This window comes from Limimaricola pyoseonensis (assembly GCF_900102015.1).
GTDB lineage: Bacteria > Pseudomonadota > Alphaproteobacteria > Rhodobacterales > Rhodobacteraceae > Limimaricola > Limimaricola pyoseonensis.
Window position 1 is genome coordinate 27,132 of sequence record NZ_FNAT01000006.1, and the last position, 16,169, is coordinate 43,300.

The following is a 16,169-nucleotide window of genomic DNA, read 5'->3' on the forward strand; positions in this document are numbered from 1 at the left end:
ATGACCACACCGAACGCCCACAGGCTTGCCGCGCGGGTGAAGCTGTCCGAGGCGCACCTGATCACCCGGATGCTGAACATCGCCGACGGCCTCGACGACGTGATCAAGTTGGGTCGGGGCGACCCGGATCTCGACACGCCGGCGCATATCGTCGAGGCGGGCCGGCAGGCGCTATCGGACGGGGCGACGCATTACACCCATCCCGCCGGGATCGCGCCGCTGCGCGAGGCGATCGCGGCGCAGATCCGCGAGCATGGCGGCGCCGACTACGCCGCCGACGAGATCCTGGTGACGCCGGGCGGGCAGCACGGGATGTTCGTGATCGCGCTGAGCCTGCTCGATCCGGGCGACGAGATCATCGTGCCATGCCCCGGCTACAACCCCTACCAGCAGGCGGCCGAGCTGTCGGAGGCGAAGGTGGTCAAGGTGCCGATGGGGATGGAGACGAACTTCACCCTCACCGCCGAGATGATCCGGCCGCACATCACCGCGCGCTCGAAGATCCTGGTGCTGATCAACCCCAACAACCCGACCGGCACGGTCACCGCGCCCGAGGAGGTGGTGAAGATCGCCGAGCTGGCCCGCGAGCACGACCTGATCGTGATCTCGGACGAGATCTACGCCCAACTGACCTTCGGCAACCACCGGGTGCAGCCGGTCGCGGCCCTGCCGGGCATGCGCGACCGCACGATCACGCTCTCGGGCTTCTCCAAGGCCTACGCGATGACCGGCTGGCGCATCGGCTACCTCGCCGGGCCGCGCGACCTGATCACGCCGATGACCGAGATCAACCACGCCTTCGCCATCTCGGTCGCCGGGGTGAGCCAGCACGCGGCGCTTGCCGCTGCCACCGGTCCGCAGGACTGTGTCGCCGAGATGCGCGGGACCTACGACGCGCGGCGCCGCGCGATCTGCGCCGGGCTCGACGCCATCGGCATGCGCTATGCCGAGCCGCAGGGCGGCTTCTACGTCTACGCCGACGTCGCCTCGCTGAAGCTCGGGATCGGCGCCGGGGCGTTCTGCGAGCGGCTTTTGGCCGAGGGCCGGGTGATGATGTACCCGGGCACGATCTATGGCGATCACACGGACGATTTCGTCCGCATGTCGATGACCCAGCCGGTTCCCCGCATCGAGGAGGCGATGGCCCGCATGGCCGCCGTCGTCGCCGCGATCCGCGAGGAGCGGACCGCCCCCGCCGTCTGACAGGGAAAGAGAAGACCACACATGGACAAGAAATCCGACAATCCGAACGTGAAGGGCATCAAGCACATGGCCTTCGCCGTGAGCGATGCCGCGCAGGCGCTCGAGGCTTATGCGCGCTACCTGCACGTCCCGTCCGACACCGAGATCGTGCATTTCCCGAAATCGGGCAACAAGGTCGCGCTCTTCCATCTCGGCGGGATCGAGTACCAGCTCTGCCAGTCGACCGAGCCGGACGGCCGCTTTGCGTCGTGGATCCGGGAGCGCGGCGCCGAGGGGCTGCATCACATCTGCTACGAGGTCGACGACATTGACGCGGCGCTGGCGCATGCGCAGGCGCAGGGCGCGGCGCTGCGCGAATGCAAGGCCTGCCGCAAGACCGGCAGCCACGCCCATCCCGAGGGCTGGGTGGCCTTCCTCGACAACGACGCGGGCGGCATCGAGATCGAGTTCATGCAGGTCTACACGCCCGCACAGCTGAAGGCCTACGAGGAATCCGGAGCGGAGGCGGTATGAGCACGCAAGCCAACGAGAGCCTCACCGTCGGCACCGCCACCGCCGCCCCGGGCGAGATCGCCCGCGGCCATATCGAGGTCGGCGTGCTGGCCGGCGGCGTCGAGGTGAAGATCCCCGTCATCGTGGTGAACGGCGCCGAGGGCGGCCGGACCTTCTGGGTGAACGGCGCGATCCACGGCGACGAGCCCGAGGGGCCGCGCGCCTGCCACCTGGCGCTGGAGCGGATCGATCCCGCGCAGCTCAGCGGCGCGGTGGTGCTGGTGCCGGTGGTGAACCCGGTCGCCTTCTCGGCGATGGAGCGCGGCAACCCGCTCGACACCTTCACCTACGACATGAACCGCTGCTATCCGGGCAAGCCCGACGGCTATTTCACCGAGCGGGTCGCGCATGCGCACTGGACGGCGATGAACGGCGTCGCGGATCTCGAGATCTCGATCCATTCCGGCGGCGCGCACAGCTTCCTCGACAAGGCGATCTTCTGCGACGAGCGGCCCGAGTCCGTCGAGCTGGCGAAGGCGATGGGCGAGGGGTGGGGCTGCATCATGTCCAACTTCTCCAAGACCGGCAGCCCGATGGCGATGCTGAACCAGAACGGCGCGGTGGGCATCACGGTCGAGCTGGGCGGCCGCTCGGCCACATCGCCCGAGAGGTTCCGCTGGGTGGCGGACGAGCTGGCCAAGTCGATCGTCAACATCTGCCGTCACTACGGGATGCTGCCCGGCGAGGCGCGCTATCCCGACCCCTGCACCAAGGGCGCGCAGCAGGCGCTTCTGGCGCCGGCCTCGGGGATCTTCCTGCCGGTCAAGGGCGTGGAGTTCCTGACCATGATGCGCAAGGGCGACCCGATCGCGCGGATCGTCGACGTCTGGGGCGACGAGGTCGGCACGATCGAGGCCCCGGCCGACGGGATGTTCTTCGGGCTGCGCGCCCTGCCCAACGTGCAGACCGGCGACTGGTGCTGCTTCTTCAACATCGTGGAGGGTCACCGTGACTGATCCGGGGCGGAGATCGCGGCCGGGAGCGGGCGGATGAGCGGGGCCCGCGACCTGACGGGCTACGGGCAACGGCCGCCGGAGCTGCGCTGGCCGAACGGGGCCGGGCTGGCGCTGAACTTCGTGCTGAACGTCGAGGAGGGGTCCGAGTACTCGATCGGCGACGGCGACGGGAAGTCCGAGGGCGCGCTGCTCGAGGTGCGCGCGCCCCGGGTCCCCGCCGGCGCGCGCGACCTCGCCGCGGAAAGCATGTACGAGTACGGGCAGCGCGTCGGCTTCTGGCGGCTGCACGAGCTCTTCACCTCGCGCGGGCTGCCGCTGACGATCTTTGCCGCCGCGCTGTCGCTGGAGCGCGCGCCAGAGGTGGCCGCGGCGATCGCCGACACCGACTGGGACCTCTGCGCCCATGGCTGGCGCTGGGTCGAGCACTACCACCTCGATCCGGACACCGAACGCGAGCACATCGCGAGGGCGCATGACAGCATTACCCGCAGCGTCGGCCGGGCGCCACGCGGCTGGTACAGCCGCTACGCGCCCTCGACCCAGACCCGGCGGCTGGTGGTCGAGCATGGCGGCTATCTCTACGACAGCGACGCCTACAACGACGACCTGCCCTACTGGACCGAGGTCGAGGGCCAGCGTCATCTCGTCGTGCCCTACTCGATGGTCACCAACGACGCGAAGTTTCTGTCGGGCGACGTGTTCGGCGCGCGGGACTACGCGGGGTTCCTGATCGACAGCTTCGACGTGTTGCTGGCGGAATCGCGGCGGGTGCCGCGGATCATGTCGGTGGGGCTGCATTCGCGGATCATCGGCCATCCGGGCCGCCTGGCGGGCCTGATGCGCTTCATGGACCACGTGGCGCGGCAGGAGGGTGTCTGGGTGGCGGGGCGCGAGGCCATCGCCGCGCACTGGGCCGACGTCACCTCCGCCGGGGCCGCCGCGTGACCGGGCGGCTGCTCAGGATCGAGCCGCCCGACGACGCGGCCTTCGCGCCCTTCGGGGAGTTCGTCGCGCCGCCCGCCCCCGGGCAGCGCCGGGCCTTCTACAGCGCCCATTTCGACCCGATCCCGTCGCAGGCCGCACCGGTGCTGCACGTCAACCGCGTCGCCCCGTCTGAGCTGCCGCTGACCTGCGACACGGTCGAGCGTCACCCGCGTGCGGCGCAATGCTTCCTGCCGCTCGACGTGGCGCGCTACGTGATCATGGTGATGCCCACCGACGCGGAGGGCGGGCCGAGCCGCGACGGCGCCCGCGCCTTTCTGGTGCCCGGCGACCGCGGCGTCGTCTTCCGGCCGATGGTATGGCACATGGGCGCGACCGTACTCGACCGCGAGGCCAGCTTCGCCGTGCTGATGTGGCGCGGCGGGCCGCAGCCCGACGACCAGTTCCGGACCATCCCCCCCATCATCATGACCGGCTGAGGCCGGCCAGCGCGAGGACATGACATGACCGGCAAGACCATCGAGCTCTTCGTGCCCGCCATTACGCCGTTCCGGGCCGACCTGTCGCTCGATACCGCGCGGCTGGTGGACCAGTGCCGCTGGCTGCTGGATCAGGGCGCGCACGGGCTGGCGCCGTTCGGCACCACCAGCGAGGCGAACTCGCTGACGCTCGGGGAGCGGCGCGAAGGCCTGGAGGCCCTGGTCGCCGCCGGGATCGCGCCGGACCGGATCATCCCGGGGACCGGCTGCTGCGCTACGGACGACACCGCGCAGCTGTCGCGCCACGCCGCGCAGCTTGGTTGCCGGGGCGTGCTGATGCTGCCGCCCTTCTACTACAAGGGCGTCGGCGAGGCGGGGCTGCACGCGGCCTTTGCCCGGACCATCGAGGCCTGCGGGCCGAACGTGCCGGCGATCTATCTCTACCACATCCCGCAGATGAGCGGCGTCCCGATCACGCTGGGGCTGATCGAGCGGCTGCGCGCCAGTTTCGGCGACCGGATCGCCGGGCTGAAGGACAGCTCGGGCGACTGGGACAACACCGCCGCGGTAATCGCCGCCTTTCCCGAGCTCGACGTCTATTCCGCCTCGGAGTCGATGATCCCGAACAACGCCGCGGCGGGCGGCGCCGGCTGCATCAGCGCCAGCTCGAACGTCAATCCCGGCGGCATCCGCCGGCTGATCGACGGGCTGGGCACGGAGGCCGAAGCGGCGGCACACGCGCAGGTCTCGGAGGTCCGGAAGCTGTTCGAGGGGCTGCCGCTGATCCCGGCGATCAAGGCCGCCGTGGTGCAGCGCCGGGACGACCCGGCCTATGCGCGGGTCCGGCCGCCGCTGGTCGAGACGACGGCAGGGCACGCGACGGCGATCTCGGCGGCCGTTCGACTGTCGCGATCGCCGGTCGCGGCCTGATGGCCGGCCCGGTCGTCATCACCGGCGCGGGCGGTTTCGTCTGCTCGGCCATGGCCCGCGCGCTGGCCGACGCGGGATACGAGGTGGTGGCGATCGACCGCAGCTTCGACGCGGAGGCGCGCGCGGCGCTGACGGGGATCGAGACGATCGAGGCAGACCTGCTGTCCGGGGGCGGGCTGCCGGAGGGTCTGAGCCCGGGTGCGGTCATTCACGGCGCGGCGATCACCGCAGCCCCGGCCGAGGCCGGCATGACGCCGGCGCGTCATCTCGCGGCGAACACCGGCCTGCTGACCGCGATGCTCGACTGGGCGCAGCGTGCCGGGGCCGACCGCTTCCTCTTCCTCAGTTCCACCGGCATCTTCACCGGTGAAGACGGGCAGGGCGCGGCGCGGCTGACCGAGGACCTCCCGGCGACCGGCTGTTCGCCCTACGCCGCGGCCAAGCGGGCGGGAGAGATCCTCGTCCGCGCGGCCGACGCGGACGATTTCGCCACGCTCTCGCTGCGGCTGGGCAACATCTTCGGCCCGGGCGAGCGGGCGCGGCCCTCGCGCCCCGGCCTGAGCCTGCCGCACCGCCTGCGCCGGGAGGCGGCGGCCGGCCCGGTCCGGTCCGGCCATGCGCGGGCCGAGCGGGAATGGAGCTGGTTGCCCGATCTCGCGCGAAAGATGCCGGCGCTGCTGGCGGCGATGCCCTATCTCGAGCCGGGCGTGCTGCATCCCGGCGCCCCTCCGGTGCTGGCGGATCGCGAGATGGCGCGGCTGGTCACGGGGCGTGAGGTCGCCCTGCCCGATGGCGGCGAGGCGCCGCGCCCGCCGATGGCCTCGATCCGCCGCTCGCCCTTCGACGCCGTCGACTGGACACCGGTGGCGGACGGGCTGCGGCAGCTGGGGCTGCTGGCATGACGGCGCCGCTCCGCCTCGTGGTGATCGGCCTGGGCGCGCGCGCGCGCACATGGCTGAAGGTGATCGCCGCCCGCGACGACGCGACGGTGGTCGGCTTGGCCGATCCCGATGCGGGAGCCCGCGCTTTGGCGCGAGAGGTCTTCCCAAGTGCCGAGACCGCCCCCGATGCCGCGGCGCTGCTGCGCCGGGTCGAGGCCGACGCGGCGTTGCTGGTGACGCCGCCGGGACGCCGCGAGGCCCAGATCGAGGCCTGCCTCGAGCACGGTCTCGACATCCTCGCCGAGAAGCCGCTGGCCGACGACGTGGCGCTGGCCGCGCGCTATGTCGCGCAGGCCGAGGCGGCGGGACGGACGCTGCTGGTGGGCCTGAACTTTCGCTACCTGCCGGTGACGATCGCCTATCGCGACGCGCTGCAGCGCGGCCTCGTGGGCCGGGCCGAGTTCGCCCGCTTCACCTACGAGCGCTGGCGCGACGGCAAGCTGTCGCATCTCAACAAGTATCCGTTGAGCATGCCCCACCCGATGCTGTGGGAGCAGTCGATCCACCATTTCGACCTGATGCGCCACGTCTACGGCGTCGAGCCGGAACGGATCGACGCGCGCTGCTTCAACCCGAGCTGGTCGATGTATCGCGGTGCCGCCAACGTCTTTGCGCTGATCGAGTTCGCGGGCGGGATGCAGCTTTCCTACCAGGGGACATGGGCCGGCGGAGTCGACCGGCTGGATTTCGAATGGCGCAGCGACTGCAGCGAGGGCGTGCTGATCCAGCGCGACATGTTCGGCGAGCTGGTCGCCGCGCGGCGCGCGGAACGGGACTTCCGCCCGCTGCCGCTGGCGCCGCACGAGCCCTGGATCACCGACGCGGCGGGGCTTCTGGACATGGCCATCGGCGCCTTCGCCGGGCGCGGCCCGGTGCAGTGCACCGGCCGCGACCACCTTCATTCGCTGATGATGCTCGAGGCCTGCATCCGCTCGTCCGAGCGCGGCGGGCCGGTGGAGATGGAGGAGGTCCGCGCGGCGCTGCGGACCGCACCGCAATGACAGGAGGGAACGACATGATCAGGACCGGCATCATCGGCGCGAGCTTCGCGCGCGACGCCTATCTTCCGGCGCTCGCGCATATCGAGGGGGCGCAGGCCGTCGCGCTGGCCTCGGGCCGGATCGAGAGCGCCCGCGCGGCGGCCGAACCGCATGGCATCGACCGGGTCTACGACGACTGGGAGGCGATGCTCGAGGAGACCGAGCTGGACCTGGTCTGCATCGCCACGCCGACGGCGATGCACGCGCCCATGGTCAAGGCCGCGCTGGTGCGCGGCGCCCACGTGCTGTGCGAGAAGCCGACCGCGATGGACGCCACCGAGGCGCGGCAGATGCTCGACGCCGCCCGCGCGGCCGGGCGGCTGCACATGATCGACCACGAGCTGCGCTTCAACCCGAACCGCGCCCGCATCGCCGAGCTGATCGCGGGCGGCGAGCTGGGCGAGATCCGGCACGTCAACATCACCAATATCGGCGCCTCCTGGAACGACCCCGCGTCGCGCCGCAAGGGCGACTGGTGGTCGGACCGCGCCATGGGCGGCGGCCGGCTCGGGGCCAACGGCTCGCACCAGGTCGACATGCTGCGCTGGTGGCTCGGCGAGCCCGCGGCGGTGATGGGACAGGCGCTGACCATGGTGCCGGACCGGGTGGACCCCGACACCGGCGAGGCCTGGACCGCCACCGCCGACGACCTGTCGCATTTCACGTTGGAGATGCAATCCGGCGCGCTGGCGCAGGTCTTCATGTCAGGCGTCGCTGCCGCGAACATGGGCAACGAGACGCAGATCTTCGGCGCGAAGGGCAGCATCATTCTGTCGAACTCGGACGAGCGGCTCTATTTCGCCAAGGGCAGGAACGGTTTCGAGGAAATCACCGCAGAGGATCCCGATGCCCGTCTGCCGGGGCTGAACAAGGGGATCTGGAACGTCTCGGTGCTCGGCGCGCTGCGCGAGCTGACCTCGGCCATCGCCGAGGGACGCGAACTGGCGCGCGGCGCGACCTTCGTCGACGGTCTGCGCAACCAGATGGTCCTCGACGCGGTCTGGGCCTCGACCGAGCGGCGCGCCTGGGTCGATCTCGACATGGGGCAGGCGACGTGAGCCGGCCGCTCTCCGAGCAGCTCGTGGTCGTCACCGGCGCGGCGCAGGGCCTCGGCGCGGCGATCGCCCGCGCATTCGCGGCCGAGGGCGCGGCGCTCGGGCTGATCGACATCGACCGCGCAGGCCTCGAGGCGGTCGGGCGCGAGACCGGCGGCGCGATCGCGGTGGCCGACCTGTCGGACCCGCAGGCCACGCGCGACGCGCTGGCCGCGGTGACCGGCGGCCGCCCGGTCGACACGCTGATCCACAACGCCGCCATACTGAGGCCCGAACCCTTCGCCGCGGTCGGCTTCGAAACCTTCCGCGCGACGCTGGATGTCGGGCTGCAGGCCGGCTTCCTGCTGGCGCAGGGCATCTGGGAGGGCATGCGAGGCCGGGGCGGCGGTGCGCTGATCTTCGTGTCGTCGCAGTCGGGCATCCGGGGCTTCGTCGACGAGACGGCCTATTGCGCCGCCAAGCACGGGCTGGAGGGCCTGTCGAAATGCCTCGCCATGGAGGGCGAGGCCGAGGGCATCCTCTCCTGCACGATCACGCCCGGCATGGCGATGCGAACGCCGATGTCCGAGCGCAACTACCCCCCCGAACTGAAGCGGACATGGGTCGAGCCCGACCGGCTGGCGCCGGCCTTTCTCCGCATCGCCGCCGAGCGGCGGCCGGACTGGAACGGCAGGCGGCTCGACGCCTGGCAACTCTCGCAGGAAACGGAGACGACATGAGCCACGACACCGACATGCAGGACATCTACGACTACATCGACGCCCATGCCGAGGAGTTCGTCGCCGACCTGCAGCGCTTCGTGCGCCAGCCCTCGGTTTCGGCGCAGGACATCGGCCTGCGCGACTGCGCCGAGCTCTTGCGCGGCATGATGCATGACGACGGCCTGCCCGCCGAGCTGCACGAGACGAAGGACGGCCCGCCCGTGGTGTTTGGCGAGGTGAAGTCGAACCGCTCGTCGAAGACGCTGCTGTGCTACTCGCATTACGACGTGCAGCCGCCCGAGCCGATCGAGGCCTGGAGCCATGGCGGCCCGTGGTCGGCGGATGTCGTCGACGGCGTGCTCTACGGCCGCGGTGCGACCGACAACAAGAGCGGCGTTCTCGCCTTCAACAAGGCGGCCAAGGCCTTTCTCGCCGTGCGCGGCGAGGTGCCGGTCGGGCTCAAGCTGCTGATCGAGGGCGAGGAGGAGATCGGCAGCCCCAATCTCGGGCCCTGGGCCGAGGCCAACAAGGCGATGCTGGAGGCCGACGGCATGCATTGCCTCGACGGCTCGGTGGAGGTGGGGCCCGAGGTGCCGGACGTCTCGCTCGGCCTGAAATCGGTGCTCTTCGTCGAGCTGGTGGCGCGCGGCGCGAAGACCGACGTGCATTCTCTGAACTTCCCGCTGGTGCCGAACCCGGTCTGGGATCTCGTGCACTGCCTCGCCACGATCATGGATCGCGACCGCAACATCCTGATCGAGAACTGGGCCGAGGGCATCTACGTCCCCGATGCCGATCATGAGGAGTTCCTGAAGGACAAGGCGGCGCGGATCGATTTCGACCTGCTGCGCGAGGAGCTGGGCGTCGAGCAATTCGCGCTGGGGCGCGACGGGGTCGACGCGGTGCGCGCGCGGACCTACGAGCCGACCGCCAACATACAGGGCATCGTCGCCGGCTACACCGGCAAGGGCACCAAGACCATCGTCCCTGCCGAGGCCCGGGTGCGGCTCGATTTCCGGCTGATCCCGAACATCCAGCCCGACGCCGCGGCGAAGAAGCTGCGCGACCACATCGCGGCGCAGGGCTTCGACAACATCGAGGTCCGCACCTTCGAGCGCGCCGAGGAGCCCTACAAGATCTCGGCCAAGGAGGACATCTCGAAGTCGATCATCGCCGCCGCGCACGAGGTCTATGGCGAGCCGCCGATCGTCAATGGCGTCTCGGCCGAGGGCGCGATCCTGCGGCATGTCTGGATCCCCTGCGTGCTGACCGGCTTCGCCAACCCCGGCTGCAACCTGCACGCCCCGGACGAGAACATCCATGTCGACAAGTACATCCAGGGCATCAAGTACGCCGCCGCGATCATGGAGCATTTCGGGCGGTCCTGAGCGCGAACCGGGGGCGCGGCCAAGCCGATACGATCACGGCAAGGGGGCGCGGTGCCACTGCTCCGGCCGCCCTTCGCCGCTGCTCCCCGTGCGAATTCAATGCTGGCTGCGGCACGGGGTCAGGACCGGTCGAGTTGGCGGGGTTCTTCGGAGGTGGCCTCGGCCGGTGTCCTGTGGCCGAGACAGCGTCTCGGAGCGGCGTTCGGCTTCGCGCTGATTTCGGCCTTGGCGGAACTGCCGCCGGAACAGCATCAGATCCGCCTCAAATTGGCCGATCTGAGTTCAGCATCTGCTCCGCCAGCGTGACCGGGGCTTATGCCGCCCTGCCGCGGCGACGGTCCCCTCACACTCTTGAGCTTGGCGTTCCCGGTCTAAAGCAGCCTTCAGCTGCTTGGTATCCGGCACTTCCATGCCGCCATGCTCCGAACGCCACTTGTAGCAGGTCGCATCACTGATGCCGTGCTGACGGAACAACCTCTTCACCTCGAATGCGGCCTGATGCTCTTTCAGGATGAAATGATTTGCCCCCCGCTGAGCCGGCTTCTTCTCATTGGCTGTCTCTTCTCTTGGAGAACCGGGAAACTTCAATGAGCAGACATTCTAGAAGAGCGGGTCAGAGATTACGGGTACCCAAAGGAGTTCATTTCCAAGCAAGACCAGGTGACCGCTCGCATGCGGCTGCCGCAGCGCGCTGATGCGCCCAGGCTCGACCTCTTTCCGGTCAGGCCGGAGAGCCGCTGACCGGGACCTCGACACTGCCGACGGTGCACCTCCAGCGGGCCGCGTGTTCGCGCAGAAGCGCGGAGCCCGGCGGCCCTGGCCGGGTCGCGCCGGCGGCGGCGCCGGGGCATGCGAGCAGGGCGGCGCCGACAGCGGTGCCCGTGGCGCTCGCGGCGGTCTCGACCGGCCGCCCGGTCGCGGTGGCGAGCATCTCGAGATAGGCGCCGTTGCCGGCAAAGGGGCCCTCGACGATCACCGGGCCCGCGCCGCCGGTCAGCTCGAGGCAGGTCGTGGTCATCAGCGCGAGATACCACGACAGGGCCAGCATCCGTTCGCCGTCGGTGGCGGGCTCGGCGGTCCAGCGGGCGGCACGGCACCGGAACGGGCCGGAGCCCGGCTCGACGGCGGGCAGCAGCATCGGCCCGCCGGTGAACATCCGCTCCATGTCGGTCTCGCTCCAGATGACATCTCGCCCGTTGCGGACCAGCTCGAATTCCCGCCCGCCCATGAAGCGGGCCGAGGGCACCGGGTGGCCCTGCGCGTCGGTGTTGACCAGCGTGTCGCGCGCCGGGTCGAGCCTGCGGGCGGCGCCGCCGACCGACATGCAGACCACCCAGGTGCCCGTAGAGACGACCGAGAACGCGCCATCGCGCCGCGCCAGGTGCGGGTAGAGCGAGGCGTTGCTGTCATGGATGCCGCAATGGACGGGGAGCCCCACGGGCAGGCCGGTCTCGCGCGCGGCTTGCGCCGACAGGCCGCCCAGCACGTCGTGCGCGCCGCGGACCGGCGGGAACAGCTCGCGCCAGCGCATGCTCTCGACCAGCGAGGACAGCTCGCCCGTCCACGGGTTCCACAGGTCGGTGTGGCAGCCCAGCGAGGTCGGCTCCACCGCCGCCACGCCGGTCAGGCGATGCGCCCAGTATTGCGGCCATGTCAGGAACAGCGCCGCGTCGCGCGCCTCGGGGAAGGCCTGCATCTGCCAGTGCAGCTGCGCGCCGAGATTGAGGCCGCAGCCGAGCCGTGGCGAGCCGGTCTCGGCGAAGTCCGGGCGCACCGCGTCATAGGCGGCGACGGCTTCCGCCGGTATGGCGTGCTCGTAGTCTAGCACCGGCAGGGCGAGGCTGCCGTCGGCGCGCAGCAGCGCCCCGGTCGCGCCATGCGCGGTGATCGAGATGGCGTCGATCTCGTGCGCCTCGCCCAGCTCGCGCAGCGCGGCGGCGAAGAAGGCCCATTGCGCGTCGGTGTCGAAATGCGGGTAGGGCGGGCCGGGCCGCACGGCGTTGGGCGTCTTGCGGACGGCCACCTCGCGCAGCCCGGCGCGGTCGACCAGCGCCAGCTTGACGTTGGTCTTGCCGAGGTCGAGGACGGCGACGTGGCTCATGGCAGGTGGAACATGCGCACGAGCGGCACCGCGACCGGGCTGCCGTCGGGGTTGGTCTGCATGATGTCGGCCATGTGCGCCCACCAGCGCTGCATCACCGGGTGATCGGGCAGCGCGTCCATGCCGTGATCGCGCGGCCGGCGCAGCTGCGCGAAGAGCGCGCCGGTCCCGGGGTCGAGATGGATCGTGTAGTCCGACACGCCCGCCGCGCGCAGCAGTTCGGCCAGCTCGGGCCAGATCGCGTCGTGGCGGCGGCGGTATTCTTCTTCCATGCCGGGGTTGAGCTGCATCCGGAAGGCGTAGGTCTCGAGGCTCATGCCGCGCGCCTCCGGGCCAGCGCGATCAGCCGCGGGATCGCGATGACGCCGATCAGCAGCGCGCCGATGAAGATCGACATGACGATGCCCGGCACGTTCAGAAGGCCTAGCCCGAACGTCACCATGCCCATCACCAGCGCCGCCAGCACCACGCCGAGGATCGAGCCCGCGCCGCCGAGGATCGACACGCCGCCCAGCACCACCATGGTGACGACCTCGAGCTCCCAGCCCTGCGCGATCGAGGGGCGGGTGGAGCCCAGCCGCGAGGTCAGGCAGATCGCGGCGAGGCCGGCCATCAGCCCGGTGAGCAGGAAGAGGATCATCTTCACCCGCGCCACCCGCACGCCCGAGAAGGCGGCGGCGGTCGGGTTGTTGCCGATGACGTAGACCTGCCGCCCGAAATTGGTGGCGTGAAGCAGCACCCCGAAGACCAGCGCGAGCGCTGCAAAGATCGCCAGCTCGACCGTGATCACCCACCAGACATAGCCCTGCCCGAACACCGCGAAGCCCGCGGGGTAGCCGCTGAAGGCCTGGTCGCCCAGCACGATGTAGGAGATGCCGCGGAACAGGCTCATCGTGCCGATGGTCACGACGATCGACGGAAGCCCCATCCGCGTCACCAGCGTTCCGTTGAGCGCGCCGCAGGCGAGACCCGTGCCGAGGCCGACCAGAACCAGCACCGGCGTGCCCGCGCCATATTGCAGCGCGAAGCCCATCGCGGTGGAGGACAGCGCGATGATGCCGGCGACGCTGAGGTCGATCTCGCCCGAGATGATCAGGAGCGCCATGGCGAAGGCGATCATCGCCTTCTCGGTGAAGTTGAAGGTCGCGTCCGACAGGTTCCAGGCCGACAGGAAGTAGGGCGAGGCCATGGAGTTGGCGATGAAGATCGCGATGCCGACGGCGAGCAGCAGCAGCTCCCAGCTCCTGAGCGCGCGCTGGCCGCGGCCGGTCAGCCGATCGGGGAGCCGGCGCGGGCGGGTGCCGGTCTCGAGTACGGTGTCGTTGCTCATGCGCTGGCCTCCTTGCGCTTGAGGATGACGCGGCCGGCGCGGCGCTCGGCGCGGGCGTTGAACGCGACGGCGAGGATGATCGCGGCGCCGGAGATGGCGAGCTGCCAGAAGGGCGAGATGCCGGCCACCGGCAGGGCGTTCTTGATCACGCCGAGGAACAGAGCGCCCAGCACCGCGCCGCCGACCGAGCCGATGCCGCCGGCGATCGAGATGCCGCCGATCACGCAGGCCGCGACCACGTCGAGCTCGAAGCCGAGCGCGACGTCGGTGTAGGCGACGGCGTAGCGCGACACCCAGAGATAGCCGCAGAGCCCGGCCAGACCGCCCGACAGCACGAAGGCCATGAAGCGGGTGCGGCCGACATCGATGCCGGTATAGACCGCGGCATGCGGGTTGCCGCCGACGGCGTAGAAGGCGCGGCCCAGGGGCGTCAGCCGGATCAGCAGCCAGGCCAGCGCGATCGCCGCGATGGCGACCCAGCTCAGCACCGGCAGGCCCAGCAGCGTGGCGCGGGGCAGGGCGGTAAAACCCGCCGACATCTCGAAGCTGTTGATCCACTCGCCGCCCGAGACGGTGAAGACGAGGCCGCGATAGATGGTCAGCGTGCCCAGCGTCACCACGATGGGCGGGATGTCGAGAAGCCAGACCAAGAGCCCGTTGAAGGCGCCGAGCACCAGCCCGAGGCCGATCGCGACGAGGATCAGGAGCCCGACCGGCAGGCCGGGCATCGCCGCGTTGAGCGTCGCCACCACCATGCCGGTCAGCGCGAGGTTGGCCGCGACCGACAGGTCGATGCACTTGGTCAGGATCACCGCCATCTGGCCGAGGGCGAGGATGATGAGCACGCTGGTGTCGTTGAACACCGCCGTCAGGTTGCCAGGGGCTGCGAAGCCGCGGAACCGGCTTTCGACCAGCAGGATCAGCGCGAGGATCGCGGCCGACAGCAGCAGCTCGCGCGATTTCAGAAGGCGGGTCATGCGGTCTCTCCATATCCGGCGGCGGCCCGGACGAGGTCCTCCGGGGTCAGACCCTCGCGCTCGAACTCGGCGGCGATGCGACCCTCGCGCATCACGATCACCCGGTCGGACATGCCGAGGATCTCGGGGATCTCGGAGCTGACCATGATCACCGACAGGCCCTGCGCGGCGAGCTCGGACATGAACTCGTGCACGGCGGCTTTACTCCCTACGTCGATGCCCTTGGTCGGCTCGTCGAGGATGATGACCTTGGGCGCGGTGGCGAGCCACTTGGCGATCACCACCTTCTGCTGGTTGCCGCCCGAGAGGTTGCCGACCGGCTGGTCGAGGCTGGCGGCGCGCAGGTCGAGCCGCTCGGTGTATTGGCGCGCCAGCGCGAACTCCTCGGCCAGCCGCAGGAAGCCGCGGCGCGAGGTGCGCGAAAGCGAGGGCAGGGTGACGTTCTGGAAGATCGGCAGCGCGGTGATCGCGCCCTGCCTGCCGCGATCCTCGGGCACGTAGACTATACCCTTGGCGACCGCCTCGGCGGGGGAGCGGATCACCGCGACCTCGTCGTCGATGCGGATCGCGCCCTTGGAGGGCCGGGTGACGCCGAACAGCGCCTGCATGAACTCGGACCGGCCTGCGCCGACGAGGCCGTAGAAGCCGAGGATCTCGCCGCGCCGGAGCGTGAAGCGGATGTCCTCGAACTCGGTCGGGTGGCAGTAGCCCGCCACGGTCAGCACCGGTGCGCCGATCTCGGCCCTGCGCTTGGGAAAGATCGTGTCGACCGCGCGGCCGACCATCTTTTCCACGAGCTGCGCCTCGGTGACGTCGGCGATCAGCCCGGCATCGACCATCTCGCCGTCGCGGAACACGGTGTAGCGGTCCGCGATGCGGAAGATCTCGTCGAACTTGTGCGAGATGAACAGGATCGCCTTGCCCTCGGCCTTCAGCCGGTCGACCAGCTCGTAGAGCTCCTCGATCTCGGCCTGGCTGAGCGCGGCGGTCGGCTCGTCCATCACCACGACGCGGGCCTCGACCGAGAGCGCGCGGGCGATGGCGACGAGGTGCTTGGAGGCGATGCCGAGATCGCGCAGCGGCGTGTCGGGGTCGAGCCGGGCGCCGATCCGCTCGAGGATCGCCGCCGCCTCGCGCCGCATCCGCGGCCAGTCGATCAGCCCCAAGCGACTGCGCGGCGCGTGACCGAGAAAGACGTTCTCGGCCATCGTCAGCTCGTCGAAGAGCACGGTCTCCTGGTGGATGGCGGTGACGCCGGCGCGGGTGGCGGAAAGCGCGGTGGGAAATCGGGTGGGCGCGCCGTCGAGCCGGATCTCGCCTGCGTCGGGCTGGTAGATGCCGGTCAGGATCTTGACCAGCGTCGACTTGCCGGCGCCGTTCTCGCCAATCAGCGCGGTGACCTGCCCGGGATGCAGCGCCAGCTCGACATCGCCGAGCGCGCGCACGCCGGGGAAGGTCTTGGTGATGCCGCGCAGCTCCAGCACCGGCGCGGCATCTGCACCCGCTTCCGGCGGGGGTGCGGTCATCGGTCCGTGATGCAGCATGGCCTCGCTCCTTTCGCAGGGCGCGGGTGA

At 70.3% G+C, this 16,169-nt stretch carries 16 protein-coding genes and 1 pseudogene; 11 read left to right on the forward strand and 6 right to left on the reverse strand.

Features of this window, described 5'->3' with window-relative positions; genetic code table 11:
* The 11 genes from BLT43_RS13045 to BLT43_RS13095 are packed head-to-tail and all read left to right on the forward strand — an operon-like array spanning nt 1 to nt 10,187.
* On the forward strand, nt 1–1,203 hold the full coding sequence (locus BLT43_RS13045; protein WP_090113517.1) for a pyridoxal phosphate-dependent aminotransferase: 1,203 nt from the start codon (nt 1–3) through the stop codon (nt 1,201–1,203).
* A 21-nt stretch (nt 1,204–1,224) separates the two neighbouring features.
* The gene (locus BLT43_RS13050) at nt 1,225–1,716 is read left to right on the forward strand and encodes a VOC family protein (protein ID WP_090113519.1); all 492 of its coding nucleotides are present in this window, start codon (nt 1,225–1,227) and stop codon (nt 1,714–1,716) included.
* Nucleotides 1,713–2,711 (forward strand): succinylglutamate desuccinylase/aspartoacylase family protein, encoded by a 999-nt coding sequence (locus BLT43_RS13055; RefSeq protein ID WP_090113521.1) that lies wholly within the window; start codon nt 1,713–1,715, stop codon nt 2,709–2,711. The genes BLT43_RS13050 and BLT43_RS13055 overlap by 4 nt, the downstream gene beginning before the upstream one ends.
* 33 nt (nt 2,712–2,744) lie before the next feature.
* Entirely contained in the window at nt 2,745–3,656 is a 912-nt protein-coding gene (locus tag BLT43_RS13060; protein WP_090113522.1) for a polysaccharide deacetylase family protein, read from the forward strand.
* Nucleotides 3,653–4,132, forward strand: coding sequence for an ureidoglycolate lyase (locus BLT43_RS13065; RefSeq protein WP_090113524.1), 480 nt, complete (start codon nt 3,653–3,655; stop codon nt 4,130–4,132). The genes BLT43_RS13060 and BLT43_RS13065 overlap by 4 nt, the downstream gene beginning before the upstream one ends.
* A gap of 24 nt (nt 4,133–4,156) precedes the next feature.
* Nucleotides 4,157–5,062, forward strand: a complete 906-nt coding sequence (locus BLT43_RS13070; RefSeq protein WP_090113526.1) for a dihydrodipicolinate synthase family protein — start codon at nt 4,157–4,159, stop codon at nt 5,060–5,062.
* Entirely contained in the window at nt 5,062–5,964 is a 903-nt protein-coding gene (locus tag BLT43_RS13075) for an NAD-dependent epimerase/dehydratase family protein (RefSeq protein ID WP_090113527.1), read from the forward strand. The genes BLT43_RS13070 and BLT43_RS13075 overlap by 1 nt, the downstream gene beginning before the upstream one ends.
* A complete protein-coding gene (locus BLT43_RS13080; protein ID WP_090113529.1) occupies nt 5,961–7,004 on the forward strand; it encodes a Gfo/Idh/MocA family protein in 1,044 nt (347 codons plus the stop codon). The genes BLT43_RS13075 and BLT43_RS13080 overlap by 4 nt, the downstream gene beginning before the upstream one ends.
* Before the next feature lie 14 nt (nt 7,005–7,018).
* Nucleotides 7,019–8,101 carry a Gfo/Idh/MocA family protein gene (locus BLT43_RS13085; protein ID WP_090113530.1) on the forward strand — a complete coding sequence of 361 codons (1,083 nt, stop codon included), beginning with the start codon at nt 7,019–7,021 and terminating at the stop codon, nt 8,099–8,101.
* Nucleotides 8,098–8,817 carry an SDR family NAD(P)-dependent oxidoreductase gene (locus tag BLT43_RS13090; RefSeq protein WP_090113532.1) on the forward strand — a complete coding sequence of 240 codons (720 nt, stop codon included), beginning with the start codon at nt 8,098–8,100 and terminating at the stop codon, nt 8,815–8,817. The genes BLT43_RS13085 and BLT43_RS13090 overlap by 4 nt, the downstream gene beginning before the upstream one ends.
* On the forward strand, nt 8,814–10,187 hold the full coding sequence (locus BLT43_RS13095; RefSeq protein ID WP_090113534.1) for a M20/M25/M40 family metallo-hydrolase: 1,374 nt from the start codon (nt 8,814–8,816) through the stop codon (nt 10,185–10,187). The genes BLT43_RS13090 and BLT43_RS13095 overlap by 4 nt, the downstream gene beginning before the upstream one ends.
* Nucleotides 10,188–10,568: 381 nt before the next feature.
* Here BLT43_RS13095 and BLT43_RS19370 read toward each other — a convergent pair.
* The 6 genes and pseudogenes from BLT43_RS19370 to BLT43_RS13125 all read right to left on the reverse strand — a co-directional run.
* A pseudogene (locus BLT43_RS19370) lies at nt 10,569–10,738 on the reverse strand (transposase); the annotation flags it as partial.
* 170 nt (nt 10,739–10,908) lie between these two features.
* On the reverse strand, nt 10,909–12,288 hold the full coding sequence (locus BLT43_RS13105) for an FGGY-family carbohydrate kinase (RefSeq protein WP_090113537.1): 1,380 nt from the start codon (nt 12,286–12,288) through the stop codon (nt 10,909–10,911).
* Entirely contained in the window at nt 12,285–12,605 is a 321-nt protein-coding gene (locus BLT43_RS13110; protein WP_090113539.1) for an L-rhamnose mutarotase, read from the reverse strand. The genes BLT43_RS13105 and BLT43_RS13110 overlap by 4 nt, the downstream gene beginning before the upstream one ends.
* A complete protein-coding gene (locus BLT43_RS13115; protein ID WP_090113540.1) occupies nt 12,602–13,618 on the reverse strand; it encodes an ABC transporter permease in 1,017 nt (338 codons plus the stop codon). Before BLT43_RS13115 ends, BLT43_RS13110 begins: the two co-directional genes overlap by 4 nt.
* A complete protein-coding gene (locus BLT43_RS13120) occupies nt 13,615–14,595 on the reverse strand; it encodes an ABC transporter permease (protein WP_090113542.1) in 981 nt (326 codons plus the stop codon). The genes BLT43_RS13115 and BLT43_RS13120 overlap by 4 nt, the downstream gene beginning before the upstream one ends.
* Nucleotides 14,592–16,139 (reverse strand): sugar ABC transporter ATP-binding protein, encoded by a 1,548-nt coding sequence (locus BLT43_RS13125; protein WP_242652298.1) that lies wholly within the window; start codon nt 16,137–16,139, stop codon nt 14,592–14,594. Before BLT43_RS13125 ends, BLT43_RS13120 begins: the two co-directional genes overlap by 4 nt.
* Between the last annotated feature and the right edge of the window lie 30 nt (nt 16,140–16,169).